The organism is Mesorhizobium zhangyense (assembly GCF_011045115.1).
In the GTDB taxonomy this organism is placed as follows: domain Bacteria; phylum Pseudomonadota; class Alphaproteobacteria; order Rhizobiales; family Rhizobiaceae; genus Mesorhizobium_M; species Mesorhizobium_M zhangyense.
Genome location: NZ_JAAKZG010000008.1, coordinates 204,912 through 224,603 on the forward strand (window position 1 = coordinate 204,912; position 19,692 = coordinate 224,603).

General features: G+C 62.1%; 17 protein-coding genes. 9 read left to right on the forward strand and 8 right to left on the reverse strand.

Going from position 1 to position 19,692, the window contains the following annotated elements; translation table 11 throughout:
• Positions 1 to 4: 4 nt before the first annotated feature.
• On the reverse strand, positions 5 to 1,900 hold the full coding sequence (locus tag G6N74_RS19580; protein WP_165119631.1) for a cation:proton antiporter domain-containing protein: 1,896 nt from the start codon (positions 1,898 to 1,900) through the stop codon (positions 5 to 7).
• A gap of 592 nt (positions 1,901 to 2,492) precedes the next feature.
• On the opposite strand from G6N74_RS19580, the gene cysG reads away from it, so the two are divergent.
• The 7 genes from cysG (at position 2,493) to G6N74_RS19615 (ending at position 9,718) form a co-directional block, all read left to right on the forward strand.
• The gene (gene cysG, locus G6N74_RS19585; RefSeq protein ID WP_165119633.1) at positions 2,493 to 3,941 is read left to right on the forward strand and encodes a siroheme synthase CysG; all 1,449 of its coding nucleotides are present in this window, start codon (positions 2,493 to 2,495) and stop codon (positions 3,939 to 3,941) included.
• A complete protein-coding gene (locus G6N74_RS19590) occupies positions 3,938 to 4,246 on the forward strand; it encodes a DUF2849 domain-containing protein (RefSeq protein ID WP_165119635.1) in 309 nt (102 codons plus the stop codon). The genes cysG and G6N74_RS19590 overlap by 4 nt, the downstream gene beginning before the upstream one ends.
• Positions 4,247 to 4,281: 35 nt before the next feature.
• Positions 4,282 to 5,952, forward strand: coding sequence for a nitrite/sulfite reductase (locus tag G6N74_RS19595; RefSeq protein ID WP_165119637.1), 1,671 nt, complete (start codon positions 4,282 to 4,284; stop codon positions 5,950 to 5,952).
• Positions 5,927 to 6,667: a phosphoadenylyl-sulfate reductase gene (locus tag G6N74_RS19600; RefSeq protein WP_165119639.1), complete on the forward strand. Its 741-nt coding sequence runs from the start codon at positions 5,927 to 5,929 to the stop codon at positions 6,665 to 6,667. The genes G6N74_RS19595 and G6N74_RS19600 overlap by 26 nt, the downstream gene beginning before the upstream one ends.
• Before the next feature lie 11 nt (positions 6,668 to 6,678).
• The gene (locus tag G6N74_RS19605) at positions 6,679 to 7,209 is read left to right on the forward strand and encodes a DUF934 domain-containing protein (protein WP_165119641.1); all 531 of its coding nucleotides are present in this window, start codon (positions 6,679 to 6,681) and stop codon (positions 7,207 to 7,209) included.
• Positions 7,210 to 7,306: 97 nt separating this feature from the next.
• Entirely contained in the window at positions 7,307 to 8,914 is a 1,608-nt protein-coding gene (locus tag G6N74_RS19610) for a GMC family oxidoreductase (RefSeq protein WP_165119643.1), read from the forward strand.
• A gap of 183 nt (positions 8,915 to 9,097) precedes the next feature.
• A complete protein-coding gene (locus tag G6N74_RS19615) occupies positions 9,098 to 9,718 on the forward strand; it encodes a DJ-1/PfpI family protein (RefSeq protein WP_165119645.1) in 621 nt (206 codons plus the stop codon).
• A 55-nt stretch (positions 9,719 to 9,773) separates the two neighbouring features.
• Here the strand turns inward: G6N74_RS19615 and G6N74_RS19620 are convergent, their stop codons facing one another.
• Positions 9,774 to 10,796 (reverse strand): fatty acid desaturase, encoded by a 1,023-nt coding sequence (locus G6N74_RS19620; protein ID WP_165119647.1) that lies wholly within the window; start codon positions 10,794 to 10,796, stop codon positions 9,774 to 9,776.
• 515 nt (positions 10,797 to 11,311) lie between these two features.
• Here G6N74_RS19620 and grpE point away from each other — a divergent pair.
• Complete coding sequence (gene grpE / locus G6N74_RS19625; protein WP_165119648.1) at positions 11,312 to 11,968, forward strand: nucleotide exchange factor GrpE; 657 nt, start codon at positions 11,312 to 11,314, stop codon at positions 11,966 to 11,968.
• A 177-nt stretch (positions 11,969 to 12,145) separates the two neighbouring features.
• Positions 12,146 to 12,778: a trimeric intracellular cation channel family protein gene (locus G6N74_RS19630; RefSeq protein ID WP_165119650.1), complete on the forward strand. Its 633-nt coding sequence runs from the start codon at positions 12,146 to 12,148 to the stop codon at positions 12,776 to 12,778.
• A gap of 18 nt (positions 12,779 to 12,796) precedes the next feature.
• Here the strand turns inward: G6N74_RS19630 and olsB are convergent, their stop codons facing one another.
• From olsB to lhpI, 6 genes are all read right to left on the reverse strand, one after another.
• The gene (gene olsB / locus G6N74_RS19635) at positions 12,797 to 13,684 is read right to left on the reverse strand and encodes a l-ornithine N(alpha)-acyltransferase (RefSeq protein WP_165119652.1); all 888 of its coding nucleotides are present in this window, start codon (positions 13,682 to 13,684) and stop codon (positions 12,797 to 12,799) included.
• A 163-nt stretch (positions 13,685 to 13,847) separates the two neighbouring features.
• The gene (locus G6N74_RS19640; RefSeq protein ID WP_165119654.1) at positions 13,848 to 16,136 is read right to left on the reverse strand and encodes a hybrid sensor histidine kinase/response regulator; all 2,289 of its coding nucleotides are present in this window, start codon (positions 16,134 to 16,136) and stop codon (positions 13,848 to 13,850) included.
• Positions 16,137 to 16,227: 91 nt separating this feature from the next.
• Positions 16,228 to 16,722, reverse strand: a complete 495-nt coding sequence (gene lspA / locus G6N74_RS19645) for a signal peptidase II (protein WP_165119656.1) — start codon at positions 16,720 to 16,722, stop codon at positions 16,228 to 16,230.
• Entirely contained in the window at positions 16,719 to 17,573 is an 855-nt protein-coding gene (locus G6N74_RS19650; protein ID WP_119821088.1) for a TrmH family RNA methyltransferase, read from the reverse strand. The genes lspA and G6N74_RS19650 overlap by 4 nt, the downstream gene beginning before the upstream one ends.
• The gene (locus G6N74_RS19655) at positions 17,570 to 18,643 is read right to left on the reverse strand and encodes an RsmD family RNA methyltransferase (RefSeq protein WP_165119658.1); all 1,074 of its coding nucleotides are present in this window, start codon (positions 18,641 to 18,643) and stop codon (positions 17,570 to 17,572) included. The genes G6N74_RS19650 and G6N74_RS19655 overlap by 4 nt, the downstream gene beginning before the upstream one ends.
• A gap of 68 nt (positions 18,644 to 18,711) precedes the next feature.
• A complete protein-coding gene (gene lhpI / locus G6N74_RS19660) occupies positions 18,712 to 19,677 on the reverse strand; it encodes a bifunctional Delta(1)-pyrroline-2-carboxylate/Delta(1)-piperideine-2-carboxylate reductase (protein WP_165119695.1) in 966 nt (321 codons plus the stop codon).
• Positions 19,678 to 19,692 lie beyond the last annotated feature (15 nt).

The following is a 19,692-nucleotide window of genomic DNA, read 5'->3' on the forward strand; positions in this document are numbered from 1 at the left end:
AGGCTTAAGCCTTCGGCTTGTCTTCGGTAGAAGACTCTTCGCTCGCTTCAGCGTCGTCGCTTGGCTTCAAGCCTTTCAGCTCGGTCAATGGACTGTCCGAGGTCAACGGGCCGGCCAGCGGTGGGCGCGGATCGTCCTTGGTCGAGTCCTTCACGACCTGCTCGACGATACCGCGTGCGACCTCGCGCTCGCCCATGATGACGACATCGGCACCCAGTCCGGTCAAGTGATCGACCTCGGCGTCGGAATGCGCGCGTGAGATGATCCGGATTTCCGGATTTGCGGCGCGCGCGCGCAGGATGATCTGACCGGCCTCGAAAGCGTTGGGAATGGCCAGGATGAGCCGCGTTGCACCGGCGGCATTGGCCGAAGCGAAGACGTTGCTGTTTGCGGCATTGCCTGCAACGGTTTCGATGCCTTCGGCGTGGAGCTTGGCCAGTGTCTTGTCCGCATCCTCGATGACCAGGAACGGGAGGCCCGCCTCCTTCAGGGATTTGCCGACAAGGCTGCCGACACGGCCGTAGCCGATCAGGATCGTATGGTCGGTAAGCTTGGTTGCCGGGGGTAGGTCCGCATCCGCCTTGGCTGAAACTGGCGCGGCGGTGGCAACGACACCGGGTTCCGTCGCCGGACCGATCGGCTTGGTTTCGGTTGCGGCTGGCGTCTTGCCGGAGCGCTTCTCCAGCCAGGGTTTCAGCCTCTCCACGCCGGCAAAGACCAGCGGGTTCAGCACGATCGACAGGATCGCGCCGGCCAGGATCAGGTCTCGGCCCTGCTCGGGCAGAAGGTCCAGTCCAACCCCCAATTCGGCAAGGATGAAGGAGAATTCGCCTATCTGCGCCAGACTGGCTGAGATTATGAGCGCAGTCGCGATCGGATAGCCGAAAGCGATGACGATAAGGTAGGCCGCGACCGACTTGCCTATGACGATGATGAACAGCGTCGCCAGAATGGGCCAGGTATTCTCGATCAGGCTGGCCGGGTCGAACAGCATGCCGACCGAGACGAAGAACAGCACCGAGAACGCGTCGCGCAGCGGAAGCGACTCTTCCGCCGCCTGATGGCTGAGTTCGGATTCGCTCATGATCATGCCGGCGAAGAACGCGCCGAGCGCCAGCGATACGCCGAAGAGCTTTGCGGCACCGAAGGCGACGCCCAGTGCGATGGCCAGCACCGCAAGCCGGAACAGTTCGCGCGAACCGGTGTGGGCGACGTAATGCAGGATCCACGGAATGACCCGGCGGCCGACGATGACCATGACCAGCACGAAGGCCACAACCTTGGCCAACGTCAGGCCGACCACGCCCCAAAGGCCGAGATCGAACTGCAACGAGAGAAGGCTGCTGGCGTGTTCAGCCGCCTGTTCCTGCCCGCCCAGAACGCCTGCCAGCGCCGGCAGAAGCACCAGCGCCAGAACCATCGCCAGATCCTCGACGATCAGCCAGCCGACGGCGATGCGTCCGCGCTCCGTCTCGATCATGCGCCGTTCCTGCAGCGCACGCAGCAGAACGACGGTACTGGCGACAGACAGCGCCAGACCGAAAACCAGCCCGGCGCCGATCGTCCAACCCATCAGCCATGAAAGTGCTGCGCCCAGCGCGGTTGCAAACGCGATCTGCACGATTGCGCCCGGCACCGCTATGGCGCGGACGGAGAGAAGGTCTTTCAGCGAAAAATGCAGGCCGACGCCGAACATCAGCAGGATGACGCCGATCTCGGCGAGTTCCAGCGCCAGGCTCTGGTCGGCTACGAAGCCGGGTGTGTTCGGGCCGACCAGAACGCCGGCGATGAGATAACCGACCAAAGGCGGGATGCGAAATCGATTTGCCAATGCGCCGAAAACAAATGCCAGCCCCAGACCGGTGACGATAGTTGCGATGAGGGGCGTGTCATGCGGCATTGTTCGGAGGGCGCCTTCCAAAAAAATTAAACAAAATGGGGGTGGGACGGCGAAAGCCGCTCCGATTTCAATATGGGTGAGCGGATGCCTTTCGTGCAACCCCGCAAGTCCATGAATCTTCTCTGAAATAGAACTTTTGGAGAAAAATGCGGAGTGGGTCTCGTCGCGCTGAAATGCATGTTGAAAGCTCGGCGCGGTTCGAAGAACCAGCCGCAGCGTCACGACGGCTCTCTAAATTCTATAAAAAAGGTAGAATTTAGAATGTTGCCATTTCATTTGCCGGCGGAGGGACGTCACATCCAGTGCGTTTGACTGCGGGATCATTGGAAAAAATCTTCCAGTAATCCTACTCGTCAAGATTTATTTTCTAATATCGGTCGGAGAAAGACAGGGTGCGAGCACGAAGCTTGCCGTTCGGCAAAGTCGCCGCCGCCGGCGATACCGTCCAAAAGCCGAGGATTATTTTTCTTCCGATAAGCAGGTTGGCAGAAAAGAGATTGCTTCTCTGGATTGGCTACGCGAGTGCATTCCTTCTGAATTTCGGCCCTGAGCGCTAAATATCTAGAGCATAATTCAGGACACCCCGATCACCATGTCGCAGCCGTCTGCCAAGCTCAACGCATTCCCCGTCTTCATGCGGGTCGAGGGCGAAGCTGTGGTCATCGTCGGCGGTGGCGATGAGGCGTTGGCCAAGGCGCGCTTACTCGGTCAGTCGAGCGCCAGGCTGGTGATCGTTTCCGATCATGTCGAGCCGGAGCTGGCCGACTGGATAGCCGCCAACAATGCCGGCCACATAAACGCGCTCTACGATTCCGCTTATCTCGAAGGCGCGGTTCTGGTCTTCGCCGCCACCGGCGATGCCGGGCAGGACCGGGTGATTTCTGACGACGCGCGTCGTCTTGGCATTCCGGTCAATGCGGTCGACCGGCCTGAACTGTGCGATTTCTTCACGCCCGCTCTCGTCAACCGCGCCCCGCTTGCGGTGGCGATCGGCACGGAAGGGGCGGGGCCTGTGCTTGCCCAGATGGTGCGCTCGAAGATCGACCGCATGCTGTCGCCATCGCTTGGTTCGCTGGCGGTGCTGGCCGCTTCGTTTCGCGAGGGTGCTGAAAAGCTTCTGCCGAAAGGCAACCCGCGCCGCCGTTTCTGGAACGAGTTCTTTTCCGGCGCACCTGCACGCGCGCTCGAAAACGGACAGCCGGAGGAAGCGCGAGAGGTTGCCTCCGCGCTGCTCCGCCGTCAGGAGCCGACCGAAGGCCACATCGCGCTGGTTGGCGCCGGCCCCGGTGCCGAAGATTTGTTGACGCTGCGCGCGCATCGCCATCTGATGGAAGCCGACGTCATCGTCTATGACGCGCTGGTTCCGGAGGCGGTTGTTGCCATGGGCCGTCGCGATGCCGAGCGCCTGCCGGTCGGCAAGCGCAAGGGCTGCCATTCCAAGTCGCAGGCAGAGATCAACGCTCTGCTGGTCAGCCTCGGCCGCCAAGGCAAGCGCGTCGTGCGATTGAAGTCCGGCGATCCGCTGGTGTTCGGGCGCGCCGGCGAAGAAATGCAGGCGCTGCGCGATGCCGCAATCTCCTATGAGGTCGTTCCGGGCGTCACCGCCGCCTTCGCTGCTGCCGCCGATTTCGAACTGCCGCTGACATTGCGCGGCGTCACCTCGTCGATGGTCTTCACCACAGGCCACGACCTCAAGGGCAAGTCGCTGCCGGATTGGGCCAAGCTCGCGATCTCCGGCGCGACGGTTGCCGTCTACATGGGCCGTTCGGTCGCTGCCGATGTTGCATCGCGCCTGATCGATGCCGGGCTTTCTCCCGATACGGCAGTTGCCGTGGTGGAGAACGCCAGCCTTACCAGCCGCCGCAAATTCCATGGCACGCTGGCCGACCTGCCGTCGCTGGAAGATCGCACTGACCTGACCGGGCCGGTCATGACCATCATCGGCGATGCCGTTGCCGGGGCCAATTTCGAGAAATCTGAACCGCTCGCCGCACAGCGCCATATCGGCGCGGCCGCAAGAACCGGGGAGACCGTAGCATGAAGATACTCACCGCAAATCGCCTCACCGACGGCGAGGCCGTGTGGTTCTCGACCGACCATCGCTGGGCCGAGACGATCGATCATTCCGAGATCGCCAGCGACAAGGCGGGCGAGGAGAGGCTTGAAGCCATCGGTCATGCCGGCCTCGCCAACAACGAGGTGGTCGATGTCAATCTGATCGACGTGCAGTTGGTCGACGGCGAAATTCGCCCGACGCGCCTGCGCGAGCAGATCAGGGCCGCCGGCCCGACAAACCGCAACGATCTTGGCAAGCAGGCACGCCCGGCAGTTTCCCGCGCCGCATGATGGAACGGGCCGACGGGCCCTGAAAGACGAAGACGATGTACCGTTACGACGAGTTCGACCACGATTTCGTGAAAGCCCGCGTCGCCGAGTTCACCGACCAGGTGGAGCGGCGTCTGGCCGGCGAAATCACTGAGGATCAGTTCCGGCCGCTGCGGCTGATGAACGGCGTCTATCTTCAGCTCCACGCCTATATGCTGCGTGTCGCGATCCCCTATGGCACGCTGAATTCGCGCCAGCTGCGTATGCTGGCCCATATCGCGCGCAAATACGACAAGGGCTACGGCCACTTCACCACGCGCCAGAACATCCAGTACAACTGGCCGGCGCTGTCCGACATGCCGGCGATCCTTGCCGATCTGGCAAGCGTCGAGATGCATGCCATCCAGACCTCGGGCAACTGCATTCGCAACGTCACTGCCGATCATTTCGCTGCCGCTGCCGCCGATGAGGTTGCCGATCCGCGCCCCTATGCGGAAATCCTGCGCCAGTGGTCGTCGGTGCACCCGGAATTCTCTTATCTTCCGCGCAAGTTCAAGATCGCGGTGACGGGCGCAGAGCGTGATCGCGCTGCCATCCAGGTTCATGATATCGGCCTGCACCTGAAGAAGAATGCTGCGGGCGAGCTTGGCTTTGCCGTTTATGTCGGCGGCGGGCAGGGCCGCACGCCGATGATCGCCAAGAAAATCCGCGACTTCCTGCCAGAAGAGGATCTGCTGTCCTACACGACGGCGATCCTGCGCGTGTACAACCTCAACGGCCGCCGCGATAACAAATACAAGGCGCGCATCAAGATCCTCGTCCACGAGACCGGCGTCGAGGAACTGACCCGCCAGGTCGAGGCCGAGTGGGAGGCACTGAAGGACGGCGAGCTCAAGCTGCCGGAAGCAGATGTCCGCGCCATCGAGGCCTATTTCGCTCCGCCGGCACTGGTCGCTCGGCCGGAAGGCGACGAGGCGGTAAAGACCGCGCGTCTCGATAGCCGCAGCTTTGGCGAGTGGCTCGACCAGAACGTTCTCACCCACAAGAACCCGGACTATGCCGCGGTGACGATCTCGCTGAAAGGTATAGGCGAAGTGCCGGGCGATGCGACCGACAGCCAGATGGAGGCCGTTGCCGACATCGCCGAGAAATACGGTTTCGACGAACTGCGCGTCAGCCACGAGCAGAACCTGATCCTGCCGCATGTCGCCCGCGCCGATCTCAAGGCGGTCTATGACGCTCTGGTCGAGATCGATCTGGCGACGGCAAACTCGAACCTCATCAGCGACATCATCGCCTGCCCCGGCCTTGATTATTGCGCACTCGCCAATGCCCGTTCGATCCCCGTCGCGCAGCAGATTTCGCTGCGCTTCGCCTCGCTGGAGCGCCAGCGTGATATCGGCGAACTGAAGCTCAAGATTTCCGGCTGCATCAATGCCTGCGGCCACCATCATGTCGGCCATATCGGCATCCTCGGCGTCGAGAAGAAGGGCGCGGAGCTCTATCAGGTGACGCTCGGCGGCTCCGGCGATGAACACACCTCGATCGGCGAAATCGTCGGCCGTGGCTTCGGCCCGGAGGAGATCACCGACGCGATCGAAACGGTCGTGGACACCTATCTGCGCATCCGGAACGACCGGACTGAAAAGTTCATCGACGCCTATCGCCGTGTTGGTGCCGCGCCGTTCAAGGAGGCGCTCTATGGCAGCGAAGCCAAGGCCGCTTGACGCGGAAGCCACGGCTGCCTCGCTCGAAAGGCTCTATGGCGAACTGACGCCGCACGAGATCATCGAGCACTCTGTTGGCGAGCATTTCACGGGCGGCATCGCCGCCGTGTCGTCGTTCGGCGCGGATTCTGCCGTGCTGCTGCACCTGATTGCCGAGGTCGACCGGTCCGTTCCGATCATCTTCCTCGATACCGGCAAGCATTTCGGCGAGACGCTGGACTACCGCGACGCATTGGTCGCCGACTTTGGCCTGACCGACGTGCGCATCATCACGCCGGAGCAGGCAGCACTCGACCGCCTTGACCCTTCCGGCCTGCTTCACCAGTCCGACACGGAAGCCTGCTGCGCCATCCGCAAGGTCGAGCCGATGGCGCGCGGCGTCGAGCCTTTCCATGCCTGGTTCACCGGCCGCAAGCGGTTTCAGGCTGCCACCCGGCAGGCGCTGCCGGCCTTTGAGGCGGTTGGCCCGCGCATCCGCATAAATCCGCTGGCGCGCTGGACCACCAGTGATCTGGCCGACTACATGCGCAGCCACAAACTGCGCGAGAATCCACTCGTCGCCTATGGCTATCTGTCGATCGGCTGCTTTCCCTGCACGCAGCCTGTCAAGCCGGGGGAGGATGCACGCAGTGGCCGCTGGGCTGGACAGGCAAAAACCGAATGTGGCATTCATTTGCCAGGCCTCGACCAGACGCTGAACAGTTCTTCGCTTTAGGAACCGCCTGAATGATCGAAACCAACGCGCAAACGCGCCTGTGGACGCCTGAAGGCTTTCGCGAGGAAGAATGGAGCCATGCCGAAGGTGCGGAGGCACTGTCGGCTAATGGCCGCTTCATCCTGCCGCTTCAGGCCTTTCTCGATCTCGATCCGGAAGTGCGGAAATCAGCCAAGGAGCGCCTTGGGGTGCTGCTGCAGCCCGGCGATGCCGTCGAGACGATCGTCGATCTGCTTGACCAGCTTTCACTGGTGGCGCTGGCCTTTCCGGCATTCAACGATGGCCGCAGTTTTTCCAAGGCCGAACTGCTGAGAAGCCGCTATCAGTTCGAAGGCGCCGTCCGCGCCACCGGGCAGGTCCTCATCGACCAGCTGCCGCATATGCTGCGGCTTGGCTTCAATGAATTCGAGGTGTCGCACCCGACCTTGATCGCGCGGATCGAAGCCGGGCAGACGGGCGGCATCCCGCTTTACTATCAGCCGACCGCAAAGCCGGCCGAAAAGGGCCCGAAATATTCCTGGCGGCGCGTGCCTGCCAGCTGACGCTGCGGTAGTCCTGCGCGGTCTTTACAACCTTGATGATTAGGCATTCTCTTTCGTTGCCGGACGGAAATATCCGCCGGATACGAGGGAGAACACCATGGGCTTTGACTACGTCATCGCCGGCGGCGGCTCCGCCGGCGCGACGCTTGCGGCGCGACTGAGCGAAAACCCGTCGATCAAGGTATGCCTCATCGAGGCAGGCGGCGCCGGCAATGACATTCTCGTTCGCGCGCCCGCCGGCATTGTAGCCCTGCTGCCGGGAAGGCCGAAGATCAACAACTGGGCGTTCGAGACCGTGCCGCAGGAGGGCCTTGGCGGGCGCAAGGGCTATCAGCCGCGCGGCAAGGCGCTTGGCGGCTCAAGCGCCATCAACGCCATGCTCTACATTCGCGGCCATCGCCGCGATTACGATGAATGGGCCGAGCTTGGCTGCGACGGCTGGTCCTGGGACGAAGTGCTTCCGTATTTCCGGCGTTCAGAAGGCAATGAGCGGGGCACTGATGCCTTGCATGGTGGCGACGGCCCGCTGAAAGTGTCGGACCAACGCTCGCCGCGTCCGATCACCAGCGCTTTCATCGAAGCCTGTGCCGAGAACCAGATACGCACCAATGGCGATTTCAACGGTGCCGAGCAGGAGGGCGCGGGCGTCTTTCAGGTAACGCAGTTCGCCGGTGGCGCCCGCAACGGCGAACGCTGCTCGGCTGCTGCGGCCTATCTGCATCCGGCGATGGATCGGCCCAACCTCACGGTCATCACGCACGCTCATGCAACCGGCATCGTGTTCGAAGGCAAGCGCGCCACCGGTCTTCGCTATCGCATCAAAGGCCGCGAAGAAGTCGCTTCGGCAAAACGGGAGGTCATTCTTTCAGCCGGCGCCTTCGGGTCTCCGCAACTTCTGCTTCTGTCCGGTGTCGGCCCGGCCAACGAGCTTGCCCTTCACGGCATAAAGACGGTCCATGAATTGCCCGGCGTCGGCCGGAACCTCCAGGACCATCTCGATTTCGTCATCGGCTGGCGGTCGAGGCAGACCGACATGCTCGGCATGAGCCCTAGCGGTGCGGTGAGTTTTATCCGGCACATGCTGCAATGGCGCCGTGACGGAACAGGCATGATCGCCTCGCCAGGTGCTGAAGGTGGGGCGTTCCTCAAGTCGGACCCATCACTGGATCGGCCGGACCTGCAACTGCAGTTTGTCGTCGCGCTTGTCGAAAACCACGCCCGCACGCTGCGTTATGGCTTTGGCTTCTCCTGCCATGTCTGCGTGCTCAGGCCGCATTCGCGCGGCGAGGTCGGGCTTGTCGGCACCGATCCGATGGCGCCGCCGCGCATCAATCCGCGATTCCTGTCGGACGAGCGCGATGCAGCGCTTCTCCTCAAGGGCACGAGGATGATGCAGAAAATCCTCGGGTCGCCTGCGCTTGCGCGATACAGGCACAAGCCGCTCCATGCGGTGGATAATGACGACGACGCCGAGTTGATGAAGCAGATCAGAAGCCGTGCCGACACCATCTATCATCCGGTCGGCACGTGCCGCATGGGCAAGGGCGATATGGCGGTGGTGGATCCGCAGCTTCGTGTTCGCGGGCTCGATCGGTTGCGGATTGTCGATGCTTCCGTGATGCCGACGCTCATCGGCGGCAACACCAATGCGCCGACCATAATGATTGCCGAAAAGGCGGCGGACATGATTAGAGCCGGCACCTGATTGGCCTTACCACTTAGACTCGTTTCGGGCTGATCCTGCCGGGAAATACCTGATCACGCTACCTCCTCAAATGCTTGGTCCGACCAGTTGAGTGATTTGGGCTTTTCCTTTCGCTGGTCGCGTCCTAAGATGCTGGCATTATTTCGAGCAACGAAATAAATCGATGGCACAGGGAGGAAACCAATGCCGGGCAAGAAGATACTGATGCTGGTCGGAGAGTTCTCCGAAGAATACGAAATCTTTGTTTTCGAACAGGCGATGCATGCGGTCGGCCACACGGTGCATGTCGTCTGTCCCGACAAGAAAGCGGGCGAGGCGATAAAGACCTCGCTTCACGATTTTGAGGGCAACCAGACCTACACCGAAAAACTCGGCCACGATTACATTCTCAACAAGACGTTCTCGGACGTGAAGCTGGACGAATACGACGCGGTCTACGCGGCCGGCGGCCGCGGTCCGGAATACATCCGCATCGACAAGCGCGTGCAGGCGATGGTCCGCCATTTCCACGAAACCGGGAAGCCGATCTTCACCATCTGCCATGGCGTGCAGATATTGATCGCCGTTGACGGCGTGGTGCGCGGCAGGGAGGTCGCGGCGCTGCAGTATTGCGAGCCGGAAGTGACCCTGGCCGGCGGCATCTATATCGACGTCGCGCCCAATGGCGCGCATGTCGATGGCAATCTCGTTTCAGCCAAGGGTTGGCCGGGGCTTGCAGCCTTCATGCGTGAGTGTCTGAAAGTTCTCGGCAGCGAAGTCACCCACGGCAAGACCATGATGAGGGAGACGCGGCAAGCGGCTTGAATTGGTTTATTCTAGGCCGCTGTGTATTCCGCAGCGGCCTTTTTGCCTTGATGCCTTAGGCGACCGCGCGCGCTTCCCGGAAGGAAATGAGCTTCTTCCGGTTCTCGTCCCACAGCACCAGTTTCACGCAGCGAAAGCTTTCCATGATCGTGATGCGCCCGACGCTGCGCAGTTCCGGAAAGTCCCGCAGCACCTCGGGAAGCCTGTAGCACGGCACTTTGCTGGACAGATGATGAACATGGTGGATGCCGATATTGCCCGTCAGCCAGCGCAGAACGCGCGGCAGATCGTAATGCGAGGAGCCATGCAGCGCGGCATGCTGGAACTGCCAATCCTGGCCTTCCGACCAGTGGGTGTCCTCGAACTGGTGCTGGACATAGAACAGCCATATGCCGGCCGCACCCGCCAGTACGACGATGGGCAGATGCACGATCAGGAACGGGACGATGCCGATCAGCCAGATCAGGCCCGCTGACAAAACCGCGATCGCGAAATTGGTCGCCATGGTCGAAACCCACGGCAGCATGCCGGCCCGCATCATGCCGAAAGGCAGCCGCTGCTTGAACAGGAAAAGCCAGATCGGGCCGATGCCGAACATCACGATAGGATGGCGGTATAGCCGGTAGGCGAGGCGGCCTTTCTTCGACAGGGCGCGATATTCGGAAACGGTCAGCGTCGTTATGTCGCCGACGCCTCGCTCGTCCAGGTTGCCGGCAGAGGCATGATGCTCGGCATGCGCGCGGCGCCAGTAATCATAGGGCGTGAGCGTCAGGACGCCGATCGCCCGGCCAGTCCAGTCGTCGGAAGAACGATGAGCGAAGAAAGAACCGTGCCCGCAATCGTGCTGGATCATGAATAGCCGCAGCAGAAAACCGGCAGCCGGAATGATGAAAATGAGGCCCCACCAATGGCCATAATGCACCGCAGCCCACGAAAGCGCCCATAAACCGGCAAAAGGAATTGCCGTAACGGCGAGTTCGAAAGCACTTCGCCGTCTGTCAGGCTTTTTGTAGCGAGCTAGAATTTTCAGCCAGGCGCGTTCGCCGGAGCGAGTATGGAGATCGGGGGCAATGTTCATCGGCGACCATAGACAGGCCGCCGCGCCGGTTGCAAGAAGTTTAAGTGGCGCGCGATGGCGCTAGCGGCGGCGTGTCGCGGTGCCTGCCACAGCCTCTGCGCGCTCCAGCCTGCCCAGAAGATCACGAAGCTTGCGCGGAGCCTCTTGTTCAGGCGCAAACGCCGGCAAGGACCGCACGAACCTTTTCACCGGCTCGGTTCCAAGCTGGCGTCTGATCTCCAAAGCCAAGGCGCTGTATTTTTCATCGTCACTGCGGGCCATCGTCCCAATACCTTTTGTTGGGTGAAGAACTCCCTGTGCGTTGGAATGGTTCCCCCATCGATGGTCTTATGCAACCGCCGTCGATCGGTAGGGTAAAGGTTTAATTAAAATGGAATCAATGGAAGGACTGACTTGGAATATCCGGCGAAACCGCTTCCGGGGTGTCCTCCAACGGCCTTACCCCTTGATTTTTGCCTGTCAAACCTCGATATCGGGCCCAACTTCCGAACCTATGAGAATGACGGGACATGGCGATGAGCGACCAGGAAAAACAAGAACGTGCGCCCGAAGAGAACGAAGCTCTCGAGGCTGCTGCCGAATCGCGCGATGAGGGTGACTATGAAGCGCTTGTCCGGCTGATGAAGGAAAACGAAGAGCTCAAGGAGCGGGCTCTGCGGATTGCCGCCGACATGGAAAACCTGCGCCGGCGTACTGCCCGCGACGTGCAGGATGCGCGAGCCTATTCCGTGGCCAATTTCGCGCGCGACATGCTGTCGGTTTCGGACAACCTCAGCCGCGCGCTGGACGCCATCCCGGCCGAAGCGAAAGCTGCCGGAGACGCGGGCTTCATGGCCTTGATCGAAGGCGTCGAGATGACCGAGCGCGCCATGCTTTCGGCTCTCGAACGCCACGGCGTGAAGAAGCTGGAGCCGCAGGGCGCGAAGTTCGATCCGCATTTCCATCAGGCGATGTTCGAGGTGCCGAACCCCGACGTGCCGGCCAATACGGTGGTTCAGGTCGTTCAGCCGGGCTATTCGATCGGCGAGCGCGTGTTGCGCCCTGCCATGGTCGGCGTTGCCAAGGGTGGCCCCAAGCAGCAGCCTGCCGCTGAGGCCAAGGCCGAAACCGGCTCCGCCGATGGGCAGGCTGAACCCGGCCCGATAAACGAGCAGGCCGAAAAAGACGCCTGATCCTGGCAGTATAAGAGCGTTGGATGTTCCAAAGAACGGTTCCGACGCTCTAAGTGCATGAACACCGCTCCGCGCCGATCGGATGCGCGCGGGACGCCGTAGAACATAAGTCGGCGCGGACGTTGCATGGCGTTTCGGGATCGACCATGCTCCGGCAAAATATTGGCGGCGGTGGCGATGAACCCGATTCTGCTTCTCGACTATGCCGGCGTGGCTGTATTTGCGGCCACCGGCGCGCTCGCAGCGTCCCGCAAGCAGCTCGACATCATCGGTTTTCTCTTCCTGGCCAGCGTAACCGGCATAGGCGGCGGCACGTTCCGCGACCTGATACTCGGCGCGCCGGTCTTCTGGGTCCGCAATCCCGACTATGTGCTGATCTGCGCTGTCATTGGCGTACTTGTCTTCTTCACCGCCCACATGGTCGAATCCCGTTACAAGCTCCTGCTCTGGCTGGATGCGCTCGGCCTGTCGGCCTATTCGGCTATGGGGGCGGCAAAGGGCATGGCGGTGACTGGCTCTCCGACCGTCGCGGTCGTCACCGGCATGCTCACGGCCACCTTGGGTGGCATCCTGCGCGATCTTCTTGCCGGCGAACCCTCGGTGCTGTTGCGCCCGGAAATCTACGTGACGGCGGCGATGGCAGGAGCGGCTGTGTTCACGCTTGCCGACGTGGCGGGTGCGCCACTGCCCGTCTCCGCGCTGCTGGCGTTTGCGGCCGCCTTCATCGTGCGGGCAGGGGCACTCAAATTTGGCTGGGCCTTCCCAGCCTACAAAAGCCGTCCCGGACGCCGCCCGGAAGACATTCCCTGATCAAGCCGTCACGGTTGATCAGGCAGCGAAGCGCTGGCCCTCGCCGCCATAATAGTTGACGTAGCGGGCGCTTATTTCCTTCACCGGCATGACGATGAAAACATCGACGGTGCCGAAATCCTCGTCGATCACGCAACCGTCGCCGATCCGGGCTCCGATCCGCAGATATCCCTTGATCAGCGGTGGCATGGCCGCGATCGCCGATTTGACGTTGATCGCCTCGGCGGGCATCAGGTCCATGCTGCAATAGCGGCTGGGAATGGCACGCACGTCCCAGGCGCTGCTGGTCCGGCAATGATGAGCCAGATAAGACAGCGCCTCGCTGTGGGCCGCAGGCACCGTGCCGTGGAACGAGGCGCAACCGGCCATGACGCCAACGTCATAGTGATTGATATAGGCCCAGATGCCCTGCCAGAGCACCTCGATGGTGCGCTTGGACCGATATTCGGGCAGCACGCAGGAGCGGCCGAGCTCAAGAAAACGCTGGCCGGGATGGCGGGTAATGAGCTTTTTCAACTCGAATTCGTCTTCGGAATAGAACCCGCCGGCAGCAACGGCACTTTCCTGCCTCAACAGCCGGTAAGTTCCGACGATACGGCTGTGGGCGGGACCTGGAAGCGACATGTCGAGCACCAGGAGGTGATCGCAAATCGCGTCGAAACGGTCGGCATCGCGCCTGTCAAGCGAATGCGCAACGCTCTGCTTGGCTCCGAGTTCGTCGTAGAAAACGCGATAACGCACTTCCTGCGCCGCAGCGATTTCCGCCGGATCGCGCGCGAGGCGAACTTCGAGATTGCCTATTCGGCCCAAGGCTTCGCTTCGGAAAACGTCATCGGCCAGCCGCGCGATGATCGCGGCGCCATTGGCGTTCAGAAATGTATCCCGCTCCGGCAACGCTGTCTGCACGGGTGATTCTCCTTCGAGCCATCCCACATGTGCGGGATAAAGGGGGAGTGCAACAGGATTGTGACTGTAGCTTGAACGGTCATCAAGGGCAATCATTGCCGTGCGTTCGGAAAGAACAAAGCCGGCTAAGTGATTGGGTTGGCGTGGCCAAATCCTGGCACGGTCAGGCTGCGGCGTGTTCGCTCACCGCCTGCACCAATGCCGCCGGATCAAGCGGTTTCGTAACGAAGCCGCTGGCGCCGTGGGCCAGAACCGCATGCCGGGTTTTTTCCTGGCTGTCCGCCGAAAGCACCATGATCGGCACCGGCGTCGTCCCGGTTTCCTCTTCATGGCGTCGGATTGCTGCAATCGCGTCGAGACCGTCCATGACAGGCATATGAAGATCCATCAGCACCGCATCGTAGCGGTGTTTTTGCGTGCCGCCGGTCACTGCTTCGACGGCGGCCTTGCCATTTCCCACCACATCGACGCGATGGCCGGCCTTCTGCAAGGCGGCACGTGCCAGCATAGCGTTGATATCATTATCCTCGGCGATCAGAATGGACAATCCGACCTGACGCTTGTTTCCCGGCTTGGACGGCACCCGGCGTTTCGGGGCTGCCGAGGCCTCGAGTGCGCCCGAACCGGCGGTCAGCAGAACGCGCAGCAAGGTTTCGCCACGAACCGGGCGGGCGAGGAATGTCGAATAGCCGCTGTTCCTGAAATCGCCGAGCATGCCGCGATCGGTTGGCGCAATCAGCGTGACAGCCTGGCAGGTGTCAAAACCGGCCTGCCGCAACCGCTTGAGCAAGCGCCCGTCGTTTCTCTCGAGCGCGGCATCGATCAGCAGCGTATCGCAGCTCTTGGCCAGCGCGATCGCCTGCGACTGTGTCTCGGCGATCTCGACCATGCCGCCATGCGCCCTGATCGAGCGAGCGATGGCCTCGGCCTCCACCCGGTTGGACGAGAGGATGACGACGCGGCGTCCCGCGAGAACCATGCCGCGAACATTGCCGCCGTCGATTGCGTCGGCAGCCGGAATGGTGAAGGAGAATTCCGACCCCTTGCCGTAGCTGCTTTCCACCGAGATCGCCCCGCCCATCGACTGCACGATGCGCTTGGAGATCGCCAGGCCAAGGCCCGCGCCGCCATGCGTTCGCGTTGAGGTGCCGTCGGCCTGCTCGAACTCGTCGAAGATCCGCTCCATGTCGCCTTTGCGAAGGCCCTGGCCGCTGTCTGCAATCGAGAAGCGGATCATGTCGGAATTCTCGTCGGTCACCCGCGTAACGGTCACAAGGACGCCGCCTGCGTCGGTGAACTTGATCGCATTGCCGATGAGATTGAGCAGAACCTGACGGACACGGCCGGGATCGGCGGTGATCATCTGCGGCACTTCGGGCGCGACATGACAACCCAGTCCGATGTTTTTTGCGAATGCGCGGGAAGCCAGAAGCTCGACGACATTGTCGGCGATATCGCGCGGAGACATGGGCTGCGGTTCCGGATCAAACCGCCCGGCCTCGATCTTCGAATAATCGAGCAGATCCTCGATCAGCGCCAGCAACGCGCTGGCCGATGTCGAGACGGCGCCGACATAAGTTCGCTGTTCCGGCGTGAGCCCGGTGTCGGCAAGCAGCTTGGCCATGCCCATGATGCCGTTCATAGGTGTGCGGATTTCGTGGCTGACAGTCGCCAGAAACCGGGACTTGGCCTGGCTGGCATATTCGGCGCGCTCGCGCGCATTGATGAGCGCCGTCTCGGCGCGCTTGCGGGCCGTGATGTCGCGCGCGATAGCCCGGTGGGACACGGTGCCGGTTTCCTTGTCGCGCACCGAAAGTTCGATCCACGAAAACCAGCGCGGCCCGCCCGGCGCGCGGATGGCGACATCAGTCGAACTCAGGCATTCACCGTCGGAGAAGGCCGCATCCGGCACGATGCCGACCTCGATGCCGAGTTCCGAAAGCGTGTGGCCGGAGATTTTACGCAGATCCGAGCCGATCAGTTCGGCGAAAACCTTGTTGGCGTAGACGATGTGTCCCTCACGGTCGCGATGGACGACGAGATCGCCAAGGGCATCGATAAGCCCATGGAAGCGCTCCTCGCTTTCCTGCAGCTCCCACATCCGGTCAGCGAGGGTCTCGATTTCGGCGCGGCTGCGGGCCGTGCTTTCGCGGACCAGCGAGACCGCCCTGCGTTCGTTGCGAAAAGCCCTGGTGAGGATGGCAAGGCCAACGGCACCGGTGACGAGAAGACCGGCGCTGATGAAATCCGAGGCGCCTTCCAGCTTGGCGAGTGCTGCGAATATGAGCACGACGGCAAACGTCGCATAGATCAGCACACGGGAAGCGCGCCGCGGCAGTTCCGGGGCGATCGGCGGCGATACGATCTGCCTCCGACGCAACGCCTGCGACGGTTCGGTTTCCGCGCCGCGCTCGATGCTTCGCAATTCGGTTTCGACGGAATCCACGCTCATGCGTCGACCCTAGACAGGAAGCCTTAGGGAAACTTTTGGCGGATCGTTCGAATTTTAGCGTTCGCCGCGAAAATACGCGTATTGCGCGAAATCAGTCACTCGACGGTGGCGCCGATTTCATGCGGCGCCAGCTGAAAAACTCATCGAGGAGAACGAGCCCGGCACCCACGGTGATGAAGGCATCGGCCAGGTTGAAGATCGCGAACGACCAGACCGGCGTGTGGAACAATATGTAGTCGATGACATGGCCGTAGACCGTGCGGTCGATGAGGTTTCCGATTGCCCCGCCGATGATCAGCGCGAAGCCTACCCGCGCCAGAATTTGGCCCGGTCCCGTCCGAAACGCCAGATAAAGCACGAAGGCGACCACCGCGAGCGAAAGCAGGATCAGCCCCTTGTCGCCGATCGACGAAAACATCGAGAAGGCGACGCCGGTGTTGTAGGTGCGGTAGAGCGCCAGGAAAGGAAGAACGTTGATCTGGTCGTGCATGAAGAGCTCGGTTTCGACCAGAAACTTGATCCATTGGTCGAACGCCACGGCGACGGCAGCGAGCAAGCCGTAGGGAGCCAAGGATTTCCAGGTCACGCATTGCCCTCCGCGCCGAGTGTCAGCGCGCCGCGCCTGATTTCAAAAAGCATCACGCCCGTGGCCACGGCCAGATTGAGCGAATCCGCGCGGCCTGCCTGCGGTATGCGCAGGAGCCTGTCGCAGCTCTCGGCCAGACTGTCGGGAAGGCCTTGTTGCTCGTTGCCCATCAGCAAGAGAACGGGCCGGCCGGAAAAATCGACAGAGCGATAATCCACCGCGCCTTTCAGATGCGTGCCGGCGACGAGGCCGGGAAAACCCTTGCGCCAGGCGAGAAATGCCTCCGTCGTAGCGCGTGCTACCGGTACGGCGAAAACCGAGCCCATGGTGGCGCGGACCGTTTCTACGGAGAAAGGGTCGGTCGTCTCTCCGACGAGGATGATGCCCTTGGCGCCGACGGCGTCCACGGTGCGGATCACCGTGCCGAGATTGCCGGGGTCGCGCACCCGGTCGAGCGCCACCCAGACGTCGCCATCCCTGGGGCGAACGTCCTTCAATGGCAGATAACGCTGTGAAAACACCCCGACCACCATCTGCGGATTGTCACGCCGGGTGATTGCCGAAAGCACCTTTTCGGAAACCTCCAGCACCGTTCCGCCAGCAGCTACCGTGCGCGCGGCGACCTTTTCGATTGTCGGATTGCCGAGCCCGGCCTTGGCGAACACCAGCGTCTTGATCGACCAGCCGAGATCGAGCGCGTCGATGACGAGCTTCAGCCCTTCGGCCATGAAGGCGTTCTGCTGGTCGCGGAATTTCTTCAGCGCCAGCGCCTTGATGTCTTTCACCAGCGGGTTGGCGAGGCTGGTGACCTCCTTGACCTGACCCGGCGCGCCGGTGCGATGCTCGCTCATGAGGCCACCCAGCGTGAAAACAGCGATGTCGACAATGCCCGCCCGGCGGCCTTCTCGCGAATGATCAACTCGCCGGATTCGATGGTGCCGCCCATGCCGGCGAAGGTGTCGCGCATCAGTGCGTGGATTGCGAAGAACGAGGCGCGGATGGAGTAGGCCGTCAGCACCACCGCCAGCGGCTTCGGGGTCAGGATGGACCGGCAGATATCGGTCAAGGCCGGCAAATCCTCGAACAATTGCCAGACCTCGCCCTTGGGCCCGCGCCCATAGGCGGGCGGGTCGAACAAGATGATATCGTAGCCGTTGCCGCGCCGCTCCTCGCGTTCGGCGAATTTCATGGCGTCCTCGCAGATCCAGCGGATCGGCTTTTCGCCGAGGCCGGCCATGAGCTGATTTTCGCGCGCCCAGCCGATCGCCTTCTTCGAGGCGTCGACATGGGTGACTTCGGCGCCGGCGCGCGCTGCCACCAGCGAAGCGAGGCCGGTATAGCCAAACAAATTGAGCACCTTGACCGGGCGCTTGGCGTTGCGGATCAGGCTCGCCATGTGATCCCAGTGCGAGCCCTGTTCCGGAAAGACGCCGACATGGCGGAACGAGGTGAAGCGGCCGAGATAGTCGATGCCGTCATGACGCATCGGCCATGTTTCGCCGAGCGGCGTTTTTGGAAAACGCCAGCGGCCCATGCCTTCTTCGTCGGTATCGCCGGTGAAGACGGCGTCGACGTTGGCCCATTCCTTCGCCGGCAGTGCCTTCTGCCAGATCGCCTGCCCCTCGGGGCGAACGATGCGGTAGGGACCGTATTGCTCGAGCTTTTCACCGTCGCCGCTGTCGAGCAGTGCGTAGTCGGCGTTGGGAGAAACTTCCAGAATGACCGGCAGCCGTTCTGCCGGCAATGCGCCTTCGCGGCGCTTCAGCACGCGAGGTGCGGCCTTCGGCTCGGGGGCAGGTTTGGTGTCGGGAGTGTCAGGGTTGCGGCGCGGCGCGACCGGGCGTTCGCTTCGGCCAGCCGGTGGCGAAGAGCGATCGGCCTGCGGGCGCTTGTCGCGGCGTTTGTCACGCGAAGATTTCATGCACACTCCAGATGCGGCAGCCGCGCTTCTGCCACAGCATCCGTCGCATCGCAAGAAATGGCGTCCGCTCAGCCCTTGCTGCGCTCATAAACCGCGATTCCCGCAGCCAGGTCTTCCAGCGCGGCACCTACCGACTTGAACAACGTGATCTCGTCGTCGCTTTCGCGCCCACGCTTCTGGTCCCGGGCGAGTTCATGCAGGTCGGCCACGATGTCTTCTGCCTTCAGGACGCCCGATGCCAGCGGCTGGACGATATCGCCGGCTTCTTTGGTTGCGCCGGCGCGGGTATCGACATAGACGCGGGCCCGGCGGATGGCATCGTCGTCGCTTTCGCGCATGGTCGGGGTAAAACCGCCGACAAGGTCGACATGTGTACCGGGCTTGAGCAAGGCACCCTTGATCAGCGGTGTCGTCGAGATCGTGGCCGAGGAAACGATATCGGCCCAGCCCAGATCGGCATCGAGGTCGGCGCTCGCTGCGGCATCAATGCCCTCCGCACGCAAATCTGCCGCAACCTTTTCGGCATTGGCCGGCGTGCGATTCCATATCCTGACCTGCTTGATCGGCCGCACTGCCGAATGCGCCTTGGCCAGGAATGGCGCCAGCGCACCGGCGCCGACGATCAGCAGTTTCGAAGCATCCTCGCGGGCGAGATAGCTGGCGGCGAGTGCGGAGGCGCAAGCCGTGCGCCACTGCGTCAACCGCTGCCCGTCGATCAGCGCCTGCGGCTCGCCGGTCGTGCCGTCGAGAAGCAGGTAAAGCCCCATGACAGCCGGCTTGGCGATGGCATTGTTGTCAGGCGAGACGGTGACGATCTTCACGCCGATATGGCCGCCGTCGGAAACGCCATCGGCATTGAAGTCGCTCCAGGCCGGCATCAGAAGCAGCGTCGAAGCCGCGCCCGTCGGGCGCTCCACCGTGTGATGATGGCGCACCGGCTGGATCGCGCCGTCATGAAAGGCCTTGCGCAGTGTTTCCACAAGTCCGGAAAAGGTGAGGGCGCGGTCGACATCGCCCGCCGAGATCATCTGCATTGCTGGTCCTTGCAT